16 protein-coding genes are annotated in these 18,058 nt (G+C 67.2%); 5 read left to right on the top strand and 11 right to left on the bottom strand.

Going from position 1 to position 18,058, the window contains the following annotated elements:
* Positions 1–100: 100 nt before the first annotated feature.
* The 6 genes from gyrB to rpsT form a co-directional block, all read right to left on the bottom strand.
* The gene (gene gyrB / locus Q331_RS0115565; protein ID WP_026381433.1) at positions 101–2,536 is read right to left on the bottom strand and encodes a DNA topoisomerase (ATP-hydrolyzing) subunit B; all 2,436 of its coding nucleotides are present in this window, start codon (positions 2,534–2,536) and stop codon (positions 101–103) included.
* Positions 2,537–2,647: 111 nt separating this feature from the next.
* Positions 2,648–3,802 carry a DNA replication/repair protein RecF gene (gene recF, locus Q331_RS0115560; protein WP_034492610.1) on the bottom strand — a complete coding sequence of 385 codons (1,155 nt, stop codon included), beginning with the start codon at positions 3,800–3,802 and terminating at the stop codon, positions 2,648–2,650.
* 4 nt (positions 3,803–3,806) lie between these two features.
* Complete coding sequence (dnaN, locus tag Q331_RS0115555; protein ID WP_026381431.1) at positions 3,807–4,919, bottom strand: DNA polymerase III subunit beta; 1,113 nt, start codon at positions 4,917–4,919, stop codon at positions 3,807–3,809.
* Positions 4,920–5,065: 146 nt separating this feature from the next.
* Positions 5,066–6,487, bottom strand: coding sequence for a chromosomal replication initiator protein DnaA (gene dnaA / locus Q331_RS0115550; RefSeq protein ID WP_051631241.1), 1,422 nt, complete (start codon positions 6,485–6,487; stop codon positions 5,066–5,068).
* Between the two features lie 87 nt (positions 6,488–6,574).
* Complete coding sequence (locus tag Q331_RS0115545) at positions 6,575–7,009, bottom strand: rhodanese-like domain-containing protein (protein WP_026381429.1); 435 nt, start codon at positions 7,007–7,009, stop codon at positions 6,575–6,577.
* 927 nt (positions 7,010–7,936) lie between these two features.
* The gene (rpsT, locus tag Q331_RS0115540) at positions 7,937–8,200 is read right to left on the bottom strand and encodes a 30S ribosomal protein S20 (RefSeq protein ID WP_026381428.1); all 264 of its coding nucleotides are present in this window, start codon (positions 8,198–8,200) and stop codon (positions 7,937–7,939) included.
* Between the two features lie 280 nt (positions 8,201–8,480).
* Between rpsT and Q331_RS0115535 the strand changes: the two genes are divergently transcribed.
* Positions 8,481–8,741 (top strand): hypothetical protein, encoded by a 261-nt coding sequence (locus tag Q331_RS0115535; RefSeq protein WP_026381427.1) that lies wholly within the window; start codon positions 8,481–8,483, stop codon positions 8,739–8,741.
* Between the two features lie 81 nt (positions 8,742–8,822).
* Here the strand turns inward: Q331_RS0115535 and Q331_RS0115530 are convergent, their stop codons facing one another.
* The 4 genes from Q331_RS0115530 to Q331_RS0115515 all read right to left on the bottom strand — a co-directional run bounded on the left by Q331_RS0115530 (position 8,823) and on the right by Q331_RS0115515 (position 13,380).
* On the bottom strand, positions 8,823–9,641 hold the full coding sequence (locus Q331_RS0115530) for an FAD binding domain-containing protein (RefSeq protein WP_026381426.1): 819 nt from the start codon (positions 9,639–9,641) through the stop codon (positions 8,823–8,825).
* A gap of 13 nt (positions 9,642–9,654) precedes the next feature.
* Positions 9,655–12,024: a xanthine dehydrogenase family protein molybdopterin-binding subunit gene (locus Q331_RS0115525; RefSeq protein ID WP_026381425.1), complete on the bottom strand. Its 2,370-nt coding sequence runs from the start codon at positions 12,022–12,024 to the stop codon at positions 9,655–9,657.
* 77 nt (positions 12,025–12,101) lie between these two features.
* On the bottom strand, positions 12,102–12,593 hold the full coding sequence (locus tag Q331_RS0115520; RefSeq protein ID WP_026381424.1) for a (2Fe-2S)-binding protein: 492 nt from the start codon (positions 12,591–12,593) through the stop codon (positions 12,102–12,104).
* A gap of 52 nt (positions 12,594–12,645) precedes the next feature.
* Positions 12,646–13,380, bottom strand: coding sequence for an SRPBCC family protein (locus Q331_RS0115515; protein ID WP_026381423.1), 735 nt, complete (start codon positions 13,378–13,380; stop codon positions 12,646–12,648).
* 140 nt (positions 13,381–13,520) lie between these two features.
* Between Q331_RS0115515 and cysQ the strand changes: the two genes are divergently transcribed.
* The 4 genes from cysQ (at position 13,521) to Q331_RS0115495 (ending at position 17,196) form a co-directional block, all read left to right on the top strand.
* The gene (gene cysQ, locus Q331_RS22055) at positions 13,521–14,366 is read left to right on the top strand and encodes a 3'(2'),5'-bisphosphate nucleotidase CysQ (RefSeq protein WP_051631236.1); all 846 of its coding nucleotides are present in this window, start codon (positions 13,521–13,523) and stop codon (positions 14,364–14,366) included.
* Positions 14,363–15,274, top strand: a complete 912-nt coding sequence (locus Q331_RS22050) for a class I SAM-dependent methyltransferase (protein WP_051631235.1) — start codon at positions 14,363–14,365, stop codon at positions 15,272–15,274. The genes cysQ and Q331_RS22050 overlap by 4 nt, the downstream gene beginning before the upstream one ends.
* Positions 15,271–16,089 (top strand): TrmH family RNA methyltransferase, encoded by an 819-nt coding sequence (locus tag Q331_RS0115500; RefSeq protein WP_026381422.1) that lies wholly within the window; start codon positions 15,271–15,273, stop codon positions 16,087–16,089. The genes Q331_RS22050 and Q331_RS0115500 overlap by 4 nt, the downstream gene beginning before the upstream one ends.
* Positions 16,090–16,218: 129 nt before the next feature.
* Positions 16,219–17,196: a complex I NDUFA9 subunit family protein gene (locus Q331_RS0115495; RefSeq protein ID WP_026381421.1), complete on the top strand. Its 978-nt coding sequence runs from the start codon at positions 16,219–16,221 to the stop codon at positions 17,194–17,196.
* Positions 17,197–17,232: 36 nt separating this feature from the next.
* On the opposite strand, the gene Q331_RS0115490 is transcribed toward Q331_RS0115495, so the two are convergent.
* Complete coding sequence (locus Q331_RS0115490) at positions 17,233–18,039, bottom strand: undecaprenyl-diphosphate phosphatase (RefSeq protein WP_026381420.1); 807 nt, start codon at positions 18,037–18,039, stop codon at positions 17,233–17,235.
* Positions 18,040–18,058 lie beyond the last annotated feature (19 nt).

The raw sequence follows: 18,058 nt of genomic DNA, 5'->3' as shown, positions 1-18,058 counted from the left end.
GCGCGAGCTTTTGAAAAGGCCGGGCTTTACGGCGATGTCATGAGGATGTGTGGCGGGACAGGCCGCGACGCGGCCGGCACCAGGCGCAGAAGCGCTGACGTCAGACGTCGAGATTGGCGACGTTGAGCGCGTTGGTCTGGATGAATTCGCGACGCGGCTCCACGTCGTCGCCCATCAGGCCGGAGAAGATGATCTCCGCCGCGTCGGCGTCCTTCACCGAGACCTGCAGCAGCGAGCGGCTCTCCGGATCGAGCGTCGTCTCCCAGAGCTGGTCGGGGTTCATCTCGCCGAGGCCCTTGTAACGCTGCAGCGAGATGCCCTTGCGCCCGGCCGCGAAGACGCCCTCCAGGAGCTGGATCGGCCCGAAGACGAGGCTTTCCGCTTCCTTGCGCCTGAGGCGCGAGGGCTTGTCGAAGACGGGGGCGAGCGGCGCGGCATGCTGGTCGATCGCCTTGGCGTCGGCCGAGCCGATGAGGCCGGAATCGAGCCGCACGACCTCGGTGACGCCGCGCAAGGTGCGCTGGAACAACAGCCCGCCTTCGCGCACCTCGCCCTGCCAGCCCTTTTCCGTCTCGTCGGCCATACGGTCGAGGCGCTCCGCCGCGGCGGCGGCGATGCGCGCAGCCTCCGCCGGCACCGCCATCCTCTCCGCATTCAGCGCCCCGGCGAGCGCCGCCTGCTCGACCACGGCGCGGTTGTAGCGCGAATGCAGCCGTTCCAGGGCGCCGCGCAACAGCCGCGCCTCGTCGATGATGGCCCGCAGATCCTGCCCGGCGCGCTCCTCGCCGCTTTCCAGCGTCAGCACCGTCTCTTCCAGGCCGCCGCGGATGAGGTAGTCCTCCAGCGCCCGCTCGTCCTTCAGATACTGCTCGGAACGGCTTCGCGTGACCTTGTAGAGCGGCGGCTGGGCGATGAAGAGATGGCCGCGCTCGATGAGCTCGCGCATCTGCCGGTAGAAGAAGGTGAGAAGGAGGGTGCGGATATGGGCGCCGTCGACATCGGCATCCGTCATGATGACGATGGTGTGGTAGCGCAATTTGTCGGGATTGAACTCCTCAGAGCCGATGCCGGTGCCGAGCGCGGTGATCAAGGTGCCGATCTGGTCGGAGGAGAGCATCTTGTCGAAGCGCGCCCGCTCCACGTTGAGGATCTTGCCCCTGAGCGGCAGCACGGCCTGATAGCCCCGGTCGCGGCCCATCTGCGCCGAGCCACCGGCCGAATCGCCCTCCACGATGAAGAGCTCGGACTTGGCCGGGTCGCGCTCTGAGCAATCCTTCAGCTTGCCGGGCAGGGAGGAGATGTCGAGAGCGCCCTTGCGGCGCGTCAGCTCGCGCGCCTTGCGCGCCGCCTCGCGGGCGGCGGCCGCCTCAGCCACCTTGGAGACGATGATCTTGGCTTCCGCCGGATGCTCCTCGAACCAGGTGGCGAGCGCCTCGTTGAGCACCGATTCCACCACCGGGCGAACCTCGGAGGAAACGAGCTTGTCCTTGGTCTGGGAGGAGAATTTGGGGTCCGGCACCTTGACGGAGAGGATGCAGGAGAGGCCCTCGCGGCAATCCTCGCCCGTCAGCGAGACCTTCTCGCGCTTGGCGATGCCGGAATTCTCCGCATAGCCCGAAACCTGCCGGGTCAGCGCCCCACGGAAGCCGGCGAGATGCGTGCCGCCGTCGCGCTGCGGGATGTTGTTGGTGAAGGCGAGCACCGTCTCGTGGTAGGAATCGTTCCACCACAAGGCCGCCTCCACGGTGATGCCGTCGCGCTCGTGATGCACGGAAATGGGGTCCGGCATCAGCGGCTTCTTGGCCCGGTCGACATAGCGGACGAACTCAATCAGCCCGCCCTCATACTCCATGACCTCTTCGCGGATATCGGCATGGCGCCTATCGGTGAGGCGGATTCTGACGCCGGAATTCAAGAAAGCGAGCTCGCGCAGGCGATGCTCCAGCGTATCGTAGTCGAATTCCGTCATGGAGAAGGTGGCGGTGGAGGGCAGGAAGCTGACCTCCGTGCCGGTCTCTGCGCCCGCATCGCCGGTGACGGCGAGCGGGGCCTCCGCGACGCCGTCGCAAAAGCGCATGGCGTGGATCTTGCCGTCGCGCCAGATGGTCAGCTGCAGCCAGGACGACAGGGCGTTGACGACGGACACGCCGACACCGTGCAGGCCGCCGGAGACCTTGTAGGAATTCTGGTCGAATTTGCCGCCGGCATGCAGCTGCGTCATGATCACTTCGGCGGCCGATACCCCTTCCTCGGGGTGAAGATCGGTCGGAATGCCCCGCCCGTTATCCTTCACGGTGACGGAGCCGTCGGTGTTGAGCGTGACGGAGACCTCCGAGGCATAGCCGGCGAGCGCCTCGTCGATGGCGTTGTCGACGACCTCGTAGACCGTGTGGTGCAGGCCCGAGCCGTCGTCGGTGTCGCCGATATACATGCCCGGCCGCTTGCGCACCGCGTCGAGGCCCTTCAGCACCTTGATGGAGCCGGCGCCGTAATCGGAAGGATTGCGCATGGGCGGGGTTCCGGAAGTGTCCGTCATGAAGAATGTCGAATCGCTGTTGGATATGCGTAACCCCTTATAAATGGGGATTGTGGCGGCGCAAATGAAGGCCGCTCGCCGCTGCGGTGGGGAAAGATTTATCTCATAATCTCAGATACTTGCGACTTCGCCCTCGGAGACCGAGAAAAACTGCGCCGTGCCGGATGCGGCAGCGAAGAGCGCCGCGTCGGTTCCCGTCAGCAAACTCTGGCAGCCAAGCTCGGCAAGCCGTACCAGAAGCGCGGCCCGCCGGTCGGCGTCCAGATGCGCGGCGACCTCGTCGAGAAGCAGGATCGGGCGCATGCCGGCAACGCGCGCGACAAGCTCGGCCTCCGCGAGGATGACGGCAAGCAGCAAGGCCTTCTGCTCGCCGGTGGAAGAGAGCGCCGCCGGCATCGCCTTGGCCGCGAAGGTGACATCCAGGTCGGAACGGTGCGGCCCGTTCAGCGTGCGCTTCGCCGCCCGGTCGCGCCCGCGATCCGCCTGGAGCCTATGGCGATAGGCCTCCTCGGCCTGCGTGGCAGTGCGGCCGGCGACGATCTCAGCCTCGAACTCCCCGGCGAGCGCGAGGCCAGGCACGGGGAACGGCCCCTCACCGTGGCTGGCGAATAGGCCGGCAAGCAGCGCCACGGTCTCCTGGCGGGCGAGCGAAACGGCGAGCGCGGCGGCCGACAGCTCCGTCTCGACCGCCGAAAGCCAGCGCGGGGCGGCATCTTCGTCGAGCAGCCTGTTGCGGCTCGTCAGAAGCCTGTCGAAGGCGCGCACGCGGCCGCCATGGCCGGGATCGATGGCAAGCGTCAGCCTGTCGAGAAAGCGACGGCGCTCGCCCGGCGCGCCGGTGAAGAGCCCGTCCATGGAGGGCGTCAGCCAGAGAATGCGGCAATATTCCAAAAGCGCTTCGGAGCTTTGGGCATCGACGCCGGCAATGCGCACCTCGCGGCTCGTTTCCGGCCCGCCGGGCCTCATTCCGGTGCCGAGCCGCGTCGTCTCGCCGTTCCGGGCTATCTCGGCGGCGACCGCCCAGCAGCCGGCCCCGCCGACGCGGCAGAGCGAGGCGAGCCGCGCGCGTCTGAGGCCGCGGCCGGGGGAGAGAAGGGAGACGGCTTCCAGAAGGTTGGTCTTGCCGGAGCCGTTCGGCCCGGTGAGCACGACGAGCCCCGGCGCCAGATCGAGCCGGGCGGCGGCGTAGTTGCGAAAATCGGTCAGCCGTAATTGGGTAAGGGCGATCTCGGCCGGCGGCCTCGGGAGCCCGGTTTCGGCTCCCATAGCATCAGACGCGCATCGGCATCAGCACATAGAGCGCCTCGCCGCCATCCTTGTCGCGGATCAGCGTCGGCGAGCCGGGATCGGCGAGCTCGAAGCGCGCCTCCTCGGTGGTGAGCTGGTCGGCGATGTCGAGGAGATAACGCGAGTTGAAGCCGATCTCGAGCGGCTCGCCGCTATATTCGACGTCGATCTCATCCGTGGCGCTGCCGGAATCGGGATTGTTGACGGTCAGCACCAGCCGCCCATCGGCCAAGGACAGCTTGACCGCCCGGCCGCGATCGGAGGCGATGGTGGAGACGCGGTCGACGGCGTTCTTGAAGTTCTCCTTGGCGACGGTCATCTCCTTGTCGTTGCCGGAAGGGATGACCCGCTCGTAGTCGGGAAAGGTGCCGTCGATCAATTTGGAGGTGAGGACGATGGAGCCGGCCGTCACCCGGATCTTGGTGTCGGAGAGCTCGACGGTCACTTCCGTCTCGCCGTCCTCCAGAAGGCGCTGCATCTCGCCGATGGTCTTGCGCGGCACGATGATGCCCGGCATCTCGGCGCTGCCTTTGGGCGCGGTCATCTCCGCCTTGGCGAGGCGGTGCCCGTCGGTGGCGACGGCGCGCAGCTGCTCCTCGCCATCTCCGGAGACGTGGAAATAGATGCCGTTCAGATAGTAGCGCGTCTCCTCCGTGGAGATGGCGAACTGGGTGCGCTCGATGAGACGGCGCAGCTCGCCCGCGCCGAGCTTGAAGGAGATCGGCAGGCTGCCCGGATCGAGATCGGGAAAGTCGCTGTCGGGCAGCATCTGCAGCTCAAAGCGCGCCCGCCCGGCCATCAGCTTCATGGTGCCGCCCTCGCCGGTGGAAAGGACGATCTCCGCCCCTTCCGGCGCCTTGCGCACGATGTCGTAGAGCATATGGGCGGGCACGGTCGCCGCGCCCGCCTGCTCGGTCATGGCCGGCACGCGGTTGGAGACTTCGAGGTCGAGGTCGGTCGCCTTCAGCGTCATGCCGTCGTCGCCCGCGCGCAGCAACACGTTCGACAGAATCGGGATGGTGTTGCGCCGTTCCACGACGCGGTGCACGGGGGCGAGGGCTTTCAGGAAGGCAGCCCTCTCGATCGCAACTTTCATAGCGGCATTCCAGACGCTTCAGCGGGGAATAGCGCCGCCCGGCAAGGACCGGCGCCAGGGCGGCGGGCGGTCAAATTGGCGTGCCTGAGGGCAAAAGACAAGAGCGGCCGGCGCCTATCGGCCGGCCGCTCCCCAACCTGCGCGATTCAGTCCTGCAGGAGGCGTCTCAGAAGCTCGATCTCGTCGGAAAGCTTCTGATCGGCTCCGACCATGCCCTCGATCTTGCGCACCGCGTGCAGGACCGTGGTGTGGTCCCTGCCGCCGAATCGCTTGCCGATCTCCGGGAAGGAGCGGGGCGTCATGGTCTTGGCGAGATACATGGCGATCTGTCGCGGCTTCACCACCGTGCGGGTGCGCCTCGCCGAGACCAAATCCTGCCGGCTGACATTGTAGTGCCGGGCGACGACCTTCTGGATGTCCTCGATGCGGATGCGCTTGGGCTCGCGGTCGCCGATGAGGTCGGCGATGGCAAGCTCGCAGGCTTCCACGGTGACAGGATGGTCGGAGAACTGGGCGCGGCAGACCAGCCGGTTGAGTGCGCCGTCGAGGTCGCGCCCGTTGCTCACCACCATCTGCGCCACGTAGTCCAGCACCACCTCCGGGATGAGGAGCCGCGGGTCGCGCTCGCGCGCCGCGCCATAGCGCATCTCCAGGATCTTGCGCCGCATCTGAACGTCGGGGCGGCCCATGCCGACGACGACGCCGCCCTTGAGGCGCGAGCGCACCCGCTCCTCAAGACCTTCAAGCTCGCCCGGGGCGCGATCGGAGGCGACGACGACCTGCCGGGAGGAATCGAGCAGCGCGTTCAGCATGTGACAGAATTCCTGCTGCGTGGAGCGCCCGGTCAGGAACTGCATGTCGTCGACGAGGAGGATGTCGGTGGAGCGCAGCATCTCCTTGAAGTCGAGCGCGGTGCGGTCGCGCAGCGAGGTGACGAACTGCGAGGTGAAGCGCTCCGCGGTCAGATAGACGACCCGGCGCTGGCGATTGATCTGGCGTGATTCATGGGCGATGGCCTGCAAGAGATGCGTCTTGCCGATGCCGACGCCGGCATGGATGTAGAGCGGATTATAGAGCGGCGTGGAGCCTTCCGGCGCGGCGGCGACGGCTCGCGCGGCGCGGTAGGCGACGTCATTGGAGGCGCCCTCGCAGAAGCTGGCGAAGGTCAGGCGCGGATCGAGCGGGGAACCGGCGGAGCAATCCTCCGCAGGCTCGGTCTGGACCGGCGCGAGGGGAGGAGCCGCCTCGGCGCTTACCAGCTTGACCTGCGCCGGCATCTTCAGGGCGCTGCGGCGGACAACCTCGACCCGGCGCACCTCGCCGATTTCCTCTTTCCAAAGGGCGACGAGCCGATCGTTGTAGTGGCTCTTGATCCAGCTTTTCAGAAACTGAGTGGGGGCGGACAGGGTGACGACGCCGGCGACAACGCCCTCGCAGTCGATGCGGCTAAACCAGGAGGAGAAGACGTCGTCGCCCAGCTCGACCTTCAGCCGCTTCTTCACGCGCGTCCAACCTTCCTGGAAATCGCCTTCTCCCGCATCGCCGTCCGCCACGATCTGCTCCTTCATGATCTTTGCCGCCTCTGCAGACATCCGCCACACCTCCTTGCGGTGCCAGGGCGCGCCGAGGGAATCGACGCGCACCAGTAATACAACCTAAGATTGCGACCACGGCAACCCGGTGGCTTTCCATCCGTTCAGATGGCCGCGCTGGCCTTTGTCATCGCGATCGCCTTCAAAGCCGCCAGCAACATTGAAGCAGGGCGAAAACCCCGCTGCCGTCATCGCCGCCGCCGCGGAAGCGCTGCGCGCGCCCGAGCGGCAGATGAAATAGATCGGTGTGCCCTCCTTGATCCCAGCCTCCGACAGGGCCCGTGCAAGTTTCTCCGCGAAGCCGGGGTCAGGTGCGCCCGAGGGAAAGCCCTGCCATTCCGCCAGGAACAATTGCTCCTCCGGCCCTGGAACATCGGGCAGGCCGACGAAGGTCCATTCGGCCCGCGTGCGCACGTCCACCATGACGGCCTCGCCCTGCGAGAGAGCCTCCCAAGCCTCTCGCGGCTCGACATCGCCCTGATAGCCTCCTGCGCGCACACAAACCTCTCCGTTCGCGCGAACGACACGTTCGCCCGCCCCAATACGCCAGACTAAGAAACCCCAGCCCATTCTCGACAAACGAGGCCGAGAGGCCCCGACACGACAGTTCGATCCGGCTCAGCCGGCCTGAGACACAGAAATCCCGCCGCCAGGAGGGATTCCTGGCGTTGGCCGGTTTCGCGTTTTTCTGAGGCTTCGGGTCGCCCCGTCGTCCGACCTAGAAACCATAGCTCGGCGGGGCGGGCAACCGCCCAATTTCCTGCGCTGAGAACGAAGACAAAACGATCGGAAGCGGCCTTGCAGGGGCATCGCGCGAAAGGGCCCCGACAAGCCTTTGGAGTCGCAAGAACTTGGGCAATTTGTGCGCCTTTCGTTGCGTCATCGCGAAACGCCGAAAAAGGATTTTGGCGCCAGGTAGCTTGACGCCCTTCGGTCCGGAAGAATCCGGGTCCCGGCTTCCGTCTTGTTCCTAACAAGTTGTTAACGCGACAAATTTCCTGACAGCAAAAGCCAATCAGACTCACCGCAGCCGCCTTTTCGTGGCGCTTGGCCGGCGATTGAGAATGTCTTTTTGCGGGATGTGGATACCGGGCAAAGCGCGCATGAATGTCTCCGCTCGCAGGAAGCCAAAGCCGTCCCGCCGCGGGGCCGACCGCCCCCCTCGAAAACGAGTGTCAGCCATGCGCGCAATTCCTTCGCGACAAAGCGCGGCGGGCAGGACCGGAGGGGGATGGAGGAATGCTCGCAACGAGGAAAAGCGACAACCGGTAGACGACAAGCATCGCCGCGCCTCGCCCGAAGGAGAGCGCGCCGCTATCGCCGCCGAAACGTCAGAGGATTATCGTCGCTCGCGCGAGAAGCATGGCCGGCTGCGGCAAGGCCGCGCCGGCGGGCGGGCGCATCGCCCGCCGCAAGGCGGTAAACTCAGGCGAGCGCCTTGACGCGCTGCGCCAGGCGGGAAATCTTCCGAGAAGCGGTGTTCTTGTGCATCACGCCCTTGGAAGCGCCGCGCATCAGCTCCGGCTGGGCCACCTTCAGCGCGTTCTGGGCCGCGCTCTGGTCGCCGGAAGCGATGGCTTCCTCCACCTGCCGCAGGAAGCTGCGGATGCGCGAGCGCCGCGCCTTGTTGATCGCCGTGCGCTGCTCGATCTTGCGCGCCGCCTTCTTGGCCGATGGGGTATTGGCCATGCTCGTTACCGTCCGTTCAGTTCGATGATCTCGTCGACCGTGGCGTGGAGCAAGCCGCCACGCAACGGAAAGCGCGGCCGAATGGGCCGCGTCGTTGGCGGCATGCTATAGTTGCGCGGCCCGTGCCAGTCAACGGCCCAGCATCGCTCGCGCGCAACTCGGCCTCCTTGTGACATGACGCACATCGAACCGGCGACGGGCGTTCTAGAAAAGAACCATTCCACAAGGGCCCGAGCCACCGGCCCGGAAGTGGAGACAAGCATCGTCAGGGAGGATCCCCATGAGCCGCTACGCATTGGCCGCTATCGCAAGCGCCGTTATCGCCACCAGCTTCGCTCCCGCCGAAGCGGGTGACCGCTCCCGCTGGGACGGGCCGGACCAGAAGCTGGAGCTGATCGTTCGCGATCCCAGCGCCTATTACTACAACAACCCGATCCGCCGGGCGACGACGCTCGAGCCGACCTGCCGCGATCGCAATGTCGAGGTCTACGATCCGCGCATCGGCGCCGTCGTGCTGCAGCGTCAGCGTGTGTGCAACTGAGCCCGACAACAACGGCCAAGCCCGGGCGGCCGCGACCCGGGGGCCGCGGCCAATGTCTCTTCTCCGCCTCTGATGAGGGCGTCAGATGATGGCTTCGGCCGAGCCGAGGCTGCCGAGGGCACGCCTTGCCATGACGGCGACGAGGTTCGCCCGGTATTCCGGCGAGCCGTGGATGTCGCCCATCATCATGTCGGGATCGACGGAGAGGCCGGCTAGCGCCTCGGCGGCGAAATTGCCCGACAGCGCCTGTTCCGCCTCGCTCCAGCGAAAGACGCCCTCATTGCCGGCGCCGGTGACGGCGACACGCACGGTGCCGTCCTTGTGCCTGGCGACGAAGACGCCCGCCATCGGATAGCGCGAGGCCGGGTTGCGGAACTTGGCGTAGCCCGCCGTCTCGGGAATGCGGAAGCTGACGCCGGTGACGATCTCGCCTTCCTCCAGAGCCGTCTCGTAAAGCGCGGTGAAGAAATCGTCCGCCGCGATCTCGCGGCCGTCGGTGCGGATGGTGGCGGCCAGCGCCAGCGCCGCGGCGGGATAGTCGGCCGCCGGATCGTTGTTGGCGATGGAGCCGCCGAGCGTGCCGCGATGGCGCACCTGGGCATCGCCGATGGAGCCGGCGAGCGCCGCCAGCGAGGGGATGGCGCCCTTCACCTCCTGGGAGCCGGCGACCTCGGCGTGGGTCACGCCGCCGCCGATCGTCAGCCCATCGCCGGAGACGCCGATGCCCTTCATGTCGGCGATGGCGCCAAGGTCGACGAGCACGTCATGGGCGGCGAGCCGCTGCTTCATCGCCGGCAGGAGGGTGTGGCCGCCGGCCAGATAGGCGGCGTCGGAGGCCTCCTTGAAGAGCCGCCTTGCTTCTTCGACGCTGGAAGCGCGCCGGTAGGACAGAGAATACATCTTGGGTCTCCCGTTATTCCGCCGCCTCGCGCAGGCCGCCGCCTGCCGCGTGCAGGGCACGCCACACCTTCTCCGGCGTTGCGGGCATGGAAAGGTCGTTGTTGCCGATAGCGTCGGTGATGGCGTTGATGACCGCCGGCGGCGAGCCGATGGCGCCGGCCTCGCCGCAGCCCTTGATGCCGAGCGGGTTGGAGGGACAGATCGTCTCCGTGGTGGAGACGCGGAAGGACGGCAGGTCGTGCGCCCGCGGCATGGCGTAATCGTTGTAGGTGGCGGTGATGAGCTGGCCGCCCTCGTCGTAGACGCAGCCTTCCAAGAGCGCCTGGCCGATGCCCTGGGCGATGCCGCCATGCACCTGGCCCTCGACGATCATCGGGTTGATGATGCGGCCGAAATCGTCGGCCGCCACGAACTGCACAATATCGGTATGGCCGGTCTCGGGATCGATCTCCACCTCGCAGACATAGGCCCCGGCCGGGAAGGTGAAGTTGGCCGGGTCGTAGAAGGCGCCCTCCTTCAGCCCCGGCTCCATGCCGTCGGGCAGGTTGTGGCCGGTATAGGCGGCAAGGCAGACCTCGTGCCAACCGAGCTTCTTGTCGGTGCCGGCAACCCTCACCTCGCCATCGGCGATCTCGATATCGCCTTCGGAGGCTTCCAAGAGATGCGCGGCGATCTTCTTGGCCTTCGCCTCCACCTTGTCGATGGCGCGCGAGATGGCCGACATGCCGACCGCGCCGGAGCGCGAGCCATAGGTGCCCATGCCGAACTGGACGCTGTCGGTATCGCCATGGACGATGGCGATGTTGTCGAGCGGCACGCCGAGGCGACTGGCGACGAGCTGGGCGAAGGTCGTCTCGTGGCCCTGGCCGTGCGAATGCGAGCCGGTCAGGACTTCGATGGTGCCGACAGGGTTGACGCGCACCTCCGCCGATTCCCACAGGCCGACGCCGGCCCCCAGCGAGCCGACCGCCTTGGAGGGGGCGATGCCACAGGCCTCGATATAGCAGGAGATGCCGATACCGCGTAATCTGCCGCGCCGCTGCGCCTCGGCCTTGCGGGCGGCAAAGCCGGCATAGTCGGAAGCCTCCAGCGCGGCGTTCAGCGAGGCCTCGTAGTCGCCGGCGTCGTAAAGCATGATCACCGGCGTCTGATGCGGGAATTCGCGAATGAAGTTGGTGCGCCGCAGCTCCGCCGGCGAGACGGAGAGCTCGCGCGCCGCCGTCTCCATCATCCGCTCCACGACGAAGGTGGCCTCCGGCCTGCCGGCGCCGCGATAGGCGTCCACCGGCGCGGTATTGGTGTAGACCGCCCGCACATTGCAGTGGATGAGCGGGATGTCGTACTGGCCCGACAGGAGGGTGGCGTAGAGATAGGTCGGCACGGCGGAGGAGAAGAGCGACATATAGGCGCCGAAATTGGCGATGGTGTCGATCTTGAAGGCGGTGATGCGGTTGTTGGCGTCGAAGGCCATCTCCGCCACCGTCACGTGATCGCGGCCATGGGCGTCGGTGAGGAAGGCCTCGGACCGGTCGCCCGTCCACTTCACCGGCACGCCGGTCTTCTTCGCCGCCCACAGGCAGGTGATCTCTTCGGGATAGATGTAGATCTTGGAGCCGAAGCCGCCGCCGACATCCGGCGCGACGACCCGCAGCTTGTGCTCCGGCGCCACATTGTAGAAGGCCGACAGCACCAGCCGCGCCGTATGCGGATTCTGCGAGGTCGTCCACAAGGTGAAATGGTCGTCCGCCGCGTCGTAGCGGGCGAGCGCGGCGCGTGGCTCCATGGCGTTCGGGATGAGCCGGTTGTTGGTCAGATCCATGCGGGTGACATGGGCGGCCTCGCCGAAGGCCTTCTCCACTTCGTCCTTGGTGCCGATCTCCCAATCGTAGATGAGGTTGCCCGGCGCTTCGGGATGGATTTGCGGCGCTCCCTCGGCAATCGCGCCGAGGACGTCGGAGACCGCCGGCAGCTCCTCCCATTCCACCTCGACCGCCTCGGCGGCATCGCGCGCCTGGCTCTTGGTCTCGGCAATGACCACGGCGACGGCCTGACCGACGAAGCGGACGGTCTCGGAGGCGAGCGCCGGCCAGGCGCCCATATTCATCGGCGAGCCGTCCTTGGAATGGATCATCCAGCCGCAGATGAGGTTGCCGATGCCGTCGGCTGCCATTTCGGCGCCCGTCAGAACGGCGACGACGCCGGGCATCGCCCTGGCGGCCTCGGCGTTGATGGCGCCGACCCTGGCATGGGCGTGCGGGCTCCGGACGAAGGCCGCATGCTTCATGCCGGGCACGCTCATATCGTCGACGTAACGGCCCTGGCCGGTGATGAATCTCTTGTCTTCCTTGCGCGCCACGCGGGCGCCGATGCCCTCAACACTCATCTTTCCTCCCTCCGGTCCTGGCGAGCGCGGGCCTTGGCGGCCTTTTTCTTCGCCGAACCTGATCGTTCGCGATGTCGTTATTCGGCCGCCTGCTTCATACCGCCGCCCATCTCGCCGGCAGCGGCGAGGATCGCCTTGACGATGTTGTGGTAGCCGGTGCAGCGGCAGATGTTGCCTTCCAGCTCCAGGCGGACCGTCGCCTCGTCGAGATCGCTGCCGTGGCGGGCGATGATGTCGGCGCCCGACATGATCATGCCCGGCGTGCAGAAGCCGCATTGCAGGCCGTGATGCTCCTTGAAGGCGGCTTGCAGAGGGTGCAGCTCGGCGCCGTCGGCCAGCCCCTCGATGGTCTTCACGCTCGCCCCATCCGCCTGGGCGGCGAGCATCGTGCAGGACTTCACCGCCTTGCCATCGAGATGCACGACGCAGGCGCCGCATTGCGAGGTGTCGCAGCCGACATGCGTGCCGGTCAGGCCGAGATCCTCGCGCAGGAAATCGACGAGCAGCCGGCGGTCCTCCACCTCCTTCGACACCTGACGGCCGTTCACCGTCATCGACACCGTGACCATCAAACTCCTCCCTGAAAAATCGGTTGTTATCTATGTGGCGCGCTGGCCGCCGTTAGGTAGTGAGGGCCCAGACGACGATCATCGCCAAGAGCACCAGAAGACCCCACATGACGGGGCCGCCAAGAAAGCCGCTGGCGGCACGCTCCTCCACGGCCTCCTCCGCCTCCTCTGCGGCATGCTCCAGCTCGTGGGCGGCATGCGCAAAGGCCGATTCGTGCTTCTCCTCTTCCCGCTTCTCGCCTTCGGCCGCCGCGACTTGCGGCTCCACCTCAGGGACACCCGTCGCCTGCGGCGGCACCGTCTCGCCCGGAAGCCCGGCGGGCGCCGCCGCCGCTTCCGCCACGGCCTTGCCGCCCGCCTTCTCGGCGAAGCAGGAGAAGAACTGGTCGGCGAGCTTCTTGGCCGTGGAGCCGACCAGCCGGTTGCCGAGCTGGGCGAGCTTGCCGCCCACCTGCACATCCGCCTCGTAGGAAAGGCGCGTGCCGCCTTCCTCCTCGGCGAGGTTCACATCGGCGTGGCCCTTGGCGAAGCCGGCGACACCGCCCTGGCCCTCGCCCTCGATGCGGTAGCTCTGCGGAGCGTTGATGTTGGTGAGCTCGACCGCGCCGTTGAAGGTCGCCTTGACCGGCCCGATCTTGGTCGTCACCCGCGCCTTGAAGCCGCCTTCTTCCGTCGTCTCCAGCATCTCGCAGCCCGGCATGCACTCCCGCAACACATCCGGATCGTTGAGGAGTCCCCAGACCCGCTCGCGCGGCGCCGGAATCTGGTATTCGCCGGTCAGTTTCATCTTGTCTCCCCGCGGCCCGCCATCCCGGCCCGCCTTTCAATTCGGCGGCGATTGTGCACAGAGGCCTGAAGATACTCAACCGGCAAAGCGTGCGCGCGAAGCGTATTTCGCGCCGAGGCATGACGGGGTAAGAGGCGCCCATGCCGATCACTCAGCTCCCGCCCCTGTTGCAATCTCTCGTTGATGCTTCTCTCGCCGCCGGCCGCAGCGTCCTTGCGCATTACGATGCCGGCTTGTCGGTGGAGCGCAAGGCGGATGAGAGCCCAGTCACGGAGGCGGACCGGGCGAGCGAGAAGCTCATCGAGGGCTTCCTCGCCAAGGCTTTCCCGGGCGTTGTTATCGTCGCGGAGGAGGCTTGCAGCCAGCACGGCCCGCCGCAGACAGGCTCGCGCTTCTTTCTCGTCGACCCGCTCGACGGCACCAAGGAATTCGTCTGCGGACGCGGCGACTTCACCGTCAATATCGCCCTCATCGAGGAGGCGCGCACGGTCGCCGGCGTCGTCTATGCCCCGGCGCGCGGCAGGCTCTATGCCGGCGCCGACGGACAGGCCTTCCTGGCGGAGGCGGATGCAAGGCAGGCGAGGGCGGGCCCCTTCCGGCGCGTCCAGGCGCGCAAGGCGCCCGAGCCGCCGGTGGCGGTCGCCAGCCGCTCGCATCTGTCGCCTCAGACGGCCGCCTTCCTCAAGCGCTCCGGCGCGGTGGAGAGCCGGTCCATCGGCTCGTCGTTGAAATTCTGCCTGCTGGCGGAGGGGGAGGCGGATTTCTACCCGCGGCTGTCGCCGACCATGCAATGGGACACGGCCGCCGGCCAGGCGGTGCTGGAGGCGGCCGGCGGTTGCGTCCTGCGCCTTGACGGCGCGCCCTTCCTCTACGGCCGCGCCCATGAGGCGGGACCGAGGCCCTTCGAGAACCCGCATTTCCTGGCGCTCGGCGATGCCGCTCTCGCCGGCCGGCTGCTTCACCGCCATGACACTCCAACGCCATGACGATTGAGCCGCCCGCCCTTGCCGCGTCGCTGCGGCCGCGCATCCTCGCCACCGCCGGGCCCGACGATTACGCCCTCATCGACAGCGGCAACGGCCGCAAGCTGGAGCGCTTCGGCGACAAGCTCCTCGACCGGCCGGAGGAGCAGGCGATGTGGGCGCCCTCTCTGCCTGCCTCCGCCTGGCAGAAGGCGGACGCCGTCTTCACCGGCGACGTGGAAGAGGAAGGCGCCGGGCGCTGGAAGCAGAGAGCGGAGGCGCCGGACTGGACCTGCCGCCACGGCGCCTTGCGGTTTTCCTGCCGCCTCACCTCCTTCCGCCATGTCGGCGTCTTTCCCGAGCAGGAGGCGCAATGGCGCTTCATCGCCGAAAGCCTCGGCGAAAGGCCGGGCGGCAAGCTTCTCAACCTCTTCGGCTATACCGGCATCGCCTCGCTCGTCGCCGCCGCGGCGGGGGCGGAGGTCGCCCATGTCGACGCTTCCAAGAAGGCGATCGCCTGGGCGCGCGAGAACCAGGCGCTGTCCGGCCTGGAGGAGAAGCCCATTCGCTGGCTCACCGAGGATGCCGGCAAATTCGCCGCCCGCGAGGTGCGCCGCGGCAACGCCTACGACATGATCCTGCTCGACCCGCCGAAATACGGCCGCGGCCCGAAGGGCGAGACCTGGCGGCTTTTTGAGGATTTGCCGCAGATGCTGAAGCTGTGCGCCGAATGCCTGAAGCCCGGCGGCACCCTGGTGCTGACCGCCTATGCCATCCGCGCCTCCTATCTTTCGCTGCATCAGCTCTGCGCCGACATCCTCGGCGGCAAGGTCACTTCCGGGGAGATGGCGCTGATCGCCGGGGAAGGGGACGCGAACGGCACCAAGGCGTTGCCCACCTCGCTCTATTGCCGGGCGCAGAAGCGGCCATGACCTCACGCTCCGCGCCCGGCGCCTTTCACCGCGTCGACAGCCCGGCGAACCCGATCGTGAAGGATCTGCGCGCCCTTACGGCGAAGAAAGAGCGGGACCGCACCGGCCTTTTTCTCGGCGAGGGGCTGAAGCTGGTGCGCGACGCGCTCGCCGCCGGCTTTGAGGTCGTCGATCTCATCGCCGCCGCGGACAGCCTGGAGGGTCCCGTGGGCGAGAGTGCTGCCGAGGTGAAGGCGCGCGGCGGGCGCGTCCTGGCCGTCAGCCACAAGGTGCTGGAGAAGCTGTCGCGCCGCGACAATCCGCAGACCGTCATCGGCGTCTTCAAGAAGCGGCTCGCGGGAGCGGAAGAGATCGGCGCGCGGGGCATCTGGATCGGCCTTGAGCGCATTCGCGATCCGGGCAATCTCGGCACCATCATCCGCACCGCCGATGCCGCCGGCGCCGCCGGCATCGTCCTCATCGGCGAATGCTGCGACCCCTTCTCGCTGGAGGCGGTGCGCGCCTCCATGGGCTCCTTCTTCCATGTGCCGCTGGCGCTGGCACGGGAGGAGGCCTTTCTCGCCGCCGCCCGCGCCAACGGGGCGCGCCTTCTCGGCACGCATCTCTCCGCCAGGCGCGATTTCAGGCAAGCCGATTACAGCCCGCCGCTCATCCTTCTCATGGGCAACGAGCGCCAGGGGCTCACCGAACGCCTCGCGGCGGCGTGCGACGAGCTCCTGCGCATACCGATGCGCGGCAAGGCCGATTCGCTCAATCTCGCCATCGCCACCGGTCTTTTCGTCTACGAGGCCTTGCGCCAGGATCAGCCGCTGTGAGGCCGCTGCCATGCCGATTTGTCGCGGCTGTGGAAAGCAGCCGTTGATGGGCCTTGCCGAGGCGCCCTATATGGGATGCGTAGTCAGCGCTCATCGTGAAAGAGCGCACCTTCCCTCAGGAGATTTCCCGTGCCTGCACCCAGCGAACCGACGCGCCTCGTTACGGTCTTCGGCGGCTCCGGCTTCGTCGGCCGGCATGTCGTGCGAGCTCTCGCCAGGCAGGGCTGGCGCATCCGCGTCGCCGTCCGACGGCCGGATCTCGCCGGCTTTCTGCAGCCGCTCGGCACGGTCGGGCAGATCAAGGCGGTGCAGGCCAATCTGCGCTATCCCTGGTCGGTAGAGCGCGCCATGGAAGGCGCCGATGCGGTGGTGAACTGCGTCGGCATCCTCTTCCAGGCCGGGCGCCAGAGCTTCGACGCCATCCAGGCGAGCGGCCCGAAGACCATCTCCGAGGCGGCGGAGAAGGCCGGCATCGCCGATGTCGTCCATATCTCGGCCATCGGCGCCGACGCCTCTTCCACCATCGCCTATTTCCGCAGCAAGGCGGAGGGCGAGGCCGGCATCCTCCAGCATCGGCCGGAGGCCGTGATTTTGCGCCCCTCCATCGTCTTCGGGCCGGAGGACGATTTTTTCAACCGCTTCGCCGGCATGGCCGGCATCTCCCCGGTGCTGCCCTTGATCGGCGGCGGCGAGACGCGCTTCCAGCCCGTCTTCGTCGGCGATGTTGCCGAGGCGGTGGTGCTGGCCCTTTCGGGCAAGGCGAAGGGCGGCACGGTCTACGAGCTCGGCGGGCCGCAGGTGCTCACCTTCCGCGAATGCATGGAGGTGATGCTGAAGACCGTCGGCCGTCGGCGCAAGCTCGTCTCCATCCCGACCGGCGCGGCCAAGGTGCTGGCCAGTTTCACCGGATTGTTGCCCAAGCCGCCGCTGACACCCGACCAGGTGCGCCAGCTTGAGCTCGACAACGTCGTCTCGCAGGAAGCGAAGGCGGAGGGCAGGACGTTGGAGGGCCTCGGCATCGAGCCGGCCGCGCTGGAGCTCATCCTGCCGACCTATCTGGTGCGCTTTCGCGACCACGGCCAGTTCGCCGCCCGCCATAGCGGCTGAGCGGCAAGGCCGTTGCGCCGCTTTTGAGGCAAGGTTCTAGCCGAACAGCCAGAGCCCGATCAGCCCGGCCGTGCCGACGACGATCCGCCACCAGGCGAAGGGCGTGAAGCCGTGGCGGGAGACGAAATCGAGCAGCGTGCGCACCACGAAGACCGCCGCCACGAAGGCGCACAGAAAGCCGATGGTGATGATGAAGGCGTCGTCGGCGGAGAGAATGTCGCGGTTCTTGTAGAGGTCGTAGGTGAAGGCGCCGGCCATGGTCGGCATCGCCAGAAAGAAGGAGAACTCGGCCGCCGAGCGCTTGTCGCAGCCCATCAGAAGGGCCCCGGCGATGGTGGCGCCGGAACGCGAGACGCCGGGGATCATGGCCAGCGTCTGAAAAAGGCCGATCCGGAAGGCGAGCCAGGGCGAATAGCGCATGGCGTCGTGATGCACGGGCCGCAGATCGAGGCGGTCGATCCAGGCGAGGATGACGCCGCCGACGATGAGCGTGACGCAGATGAGCGCCGGCGCCTCAAACAGCACCTCCTTGATGAAGCCGTGCGCGAAGACGCCGACCACCGCCGCCGGCAGGAAGGCAAGCACGATGGCGATGACGAAGCGGCGCGCCGCCGGGTCGGCGGGAAGCGCCACGGCGACCCGCCACAGCCGGGCGAAATAGACCGACAGGATGGCGAGCACGGCGCCGAGCTGGATCAGGACCTCGAAGGTCTTGCCCGTCGATTCGAAACCGAGGAAATGGCCCGCCAGGAGCAGATGCGCGGTGGAGGAGACGGGGATGAACTCCGTCAGTCCCTCGACAAGACCGAGAAAGGCGGCCTCCACGATGGTTCTCGGGTCCAAGCTGATCCCCCTGGCTTCA

This window comes from Afifella pfennigii DSM 17143, assembly GCF_000688515.1.
Classification (GTDB): domain Bacteria; phylum Pseudomonadota; class Alphaproteobacteria; order Rhizobiales; family Afifellaceae; genus Afifella; species Afifella pfennigii.
Note: the sequence above shows the minus strand (reverse complement) of the source record. Positions and strands in the feature narration are given on the sequence as shown.

Excerpts from the sequence above, each read along its gene's own strand:
- gyrB (WP_026381433.1), bottom strand. The coding sequence starts at position 2,536 with ATGACGGACACTTCCGGAACCCCGCCCATGCGCAATCCTTCCGATTAC.
- recF (WP_034492610.1), bottom strand. The coding sequence starts at position 3,802 with ATGGGAGCCGAAACCGGGCTCCCGAGGCCGCCGGCCGAGATCGCCCTT.
- dnaN (WP_026381431.1), bottom strand. The coding sequence starts at position 4,919 with ATGAAAGTTGCGATCGAGAGGGCTGCCTTCCTGAAAGCCCTCGCCCCC.
- dnaA (WP_051631241.1), bottom strand. The coding sequence starts at position 6,487 with ATGAAGGAGCAGATCGTGGCGGACGGCGATGCGGGAGAAGGCGATTTC.
- rpsT (WP_026381428.1), bottom strand. The coding sequence starts at position 8,200 with ATGGCCAATACCCCATCGGCCAAGAAGGCGGCGCGCAAGATCGAGCAG.
- Q331_RS0115535 (WP_026381427.1), top strand. The coding sequence starts at position 8,481 with ATGAGCCGCTACGCATTGGCCGCTATCGCAAGCGCCGTTATCGCCACC.
- Q331_RS0115530 (WP_026381426.1), bottom strand. The coding sequence starts at position 9,641 with ATGTATTCTCTGTCCTACCGGCGCGCTTCCAGCGTCGAAGAAGCAAGG.
- Q331_RS0115525 (WP_026381425.1), bottom strand. The coding sequence starts at position 12,024 with ATGAGTGTTGAGGGCATCGGCGCCCGCGTGGCGCGCAAGGAAGACAAG.
- Q331_RS0115520 (WP_026381424.1), bottom strand. The coding sequence starts at position 12,593 with ATGGTCACGGTGTCGATGACGGTGAACGGCCGTCAGGTGTCGAAGGAG.
- Q331_RS0115515 (WP_026381423.1), bottom strand. The coding sequence starts at position 13,380 with ATGAAACTGACCGGCGAATACCAGATTCCGGCGCCGCGCGAGCGGGTC.
- cysQ (WP_051631236.1), top strand. The coding sequence starts at position 13,521 with ATGCCGATCACTCAGCTCCCGCCCCTGTTGCAATCTCTCGTTGATGCT.
- Q331_RS22050 (WP_051631235.1), top strand. The coding sequence starts at position 14,363 with ATGACGATTGAGCCGCCCGCCCTTGCCGCGTCGCTGCGGCCGCGCATC.
- Q331_RS0115500 (WP_026381422.1), top strand. The coding sequence starts at position 15,271 with ATGACCTCACGCTCCGCGCCCGGCGCCTTTCACCGCGTCGACAGCCCG.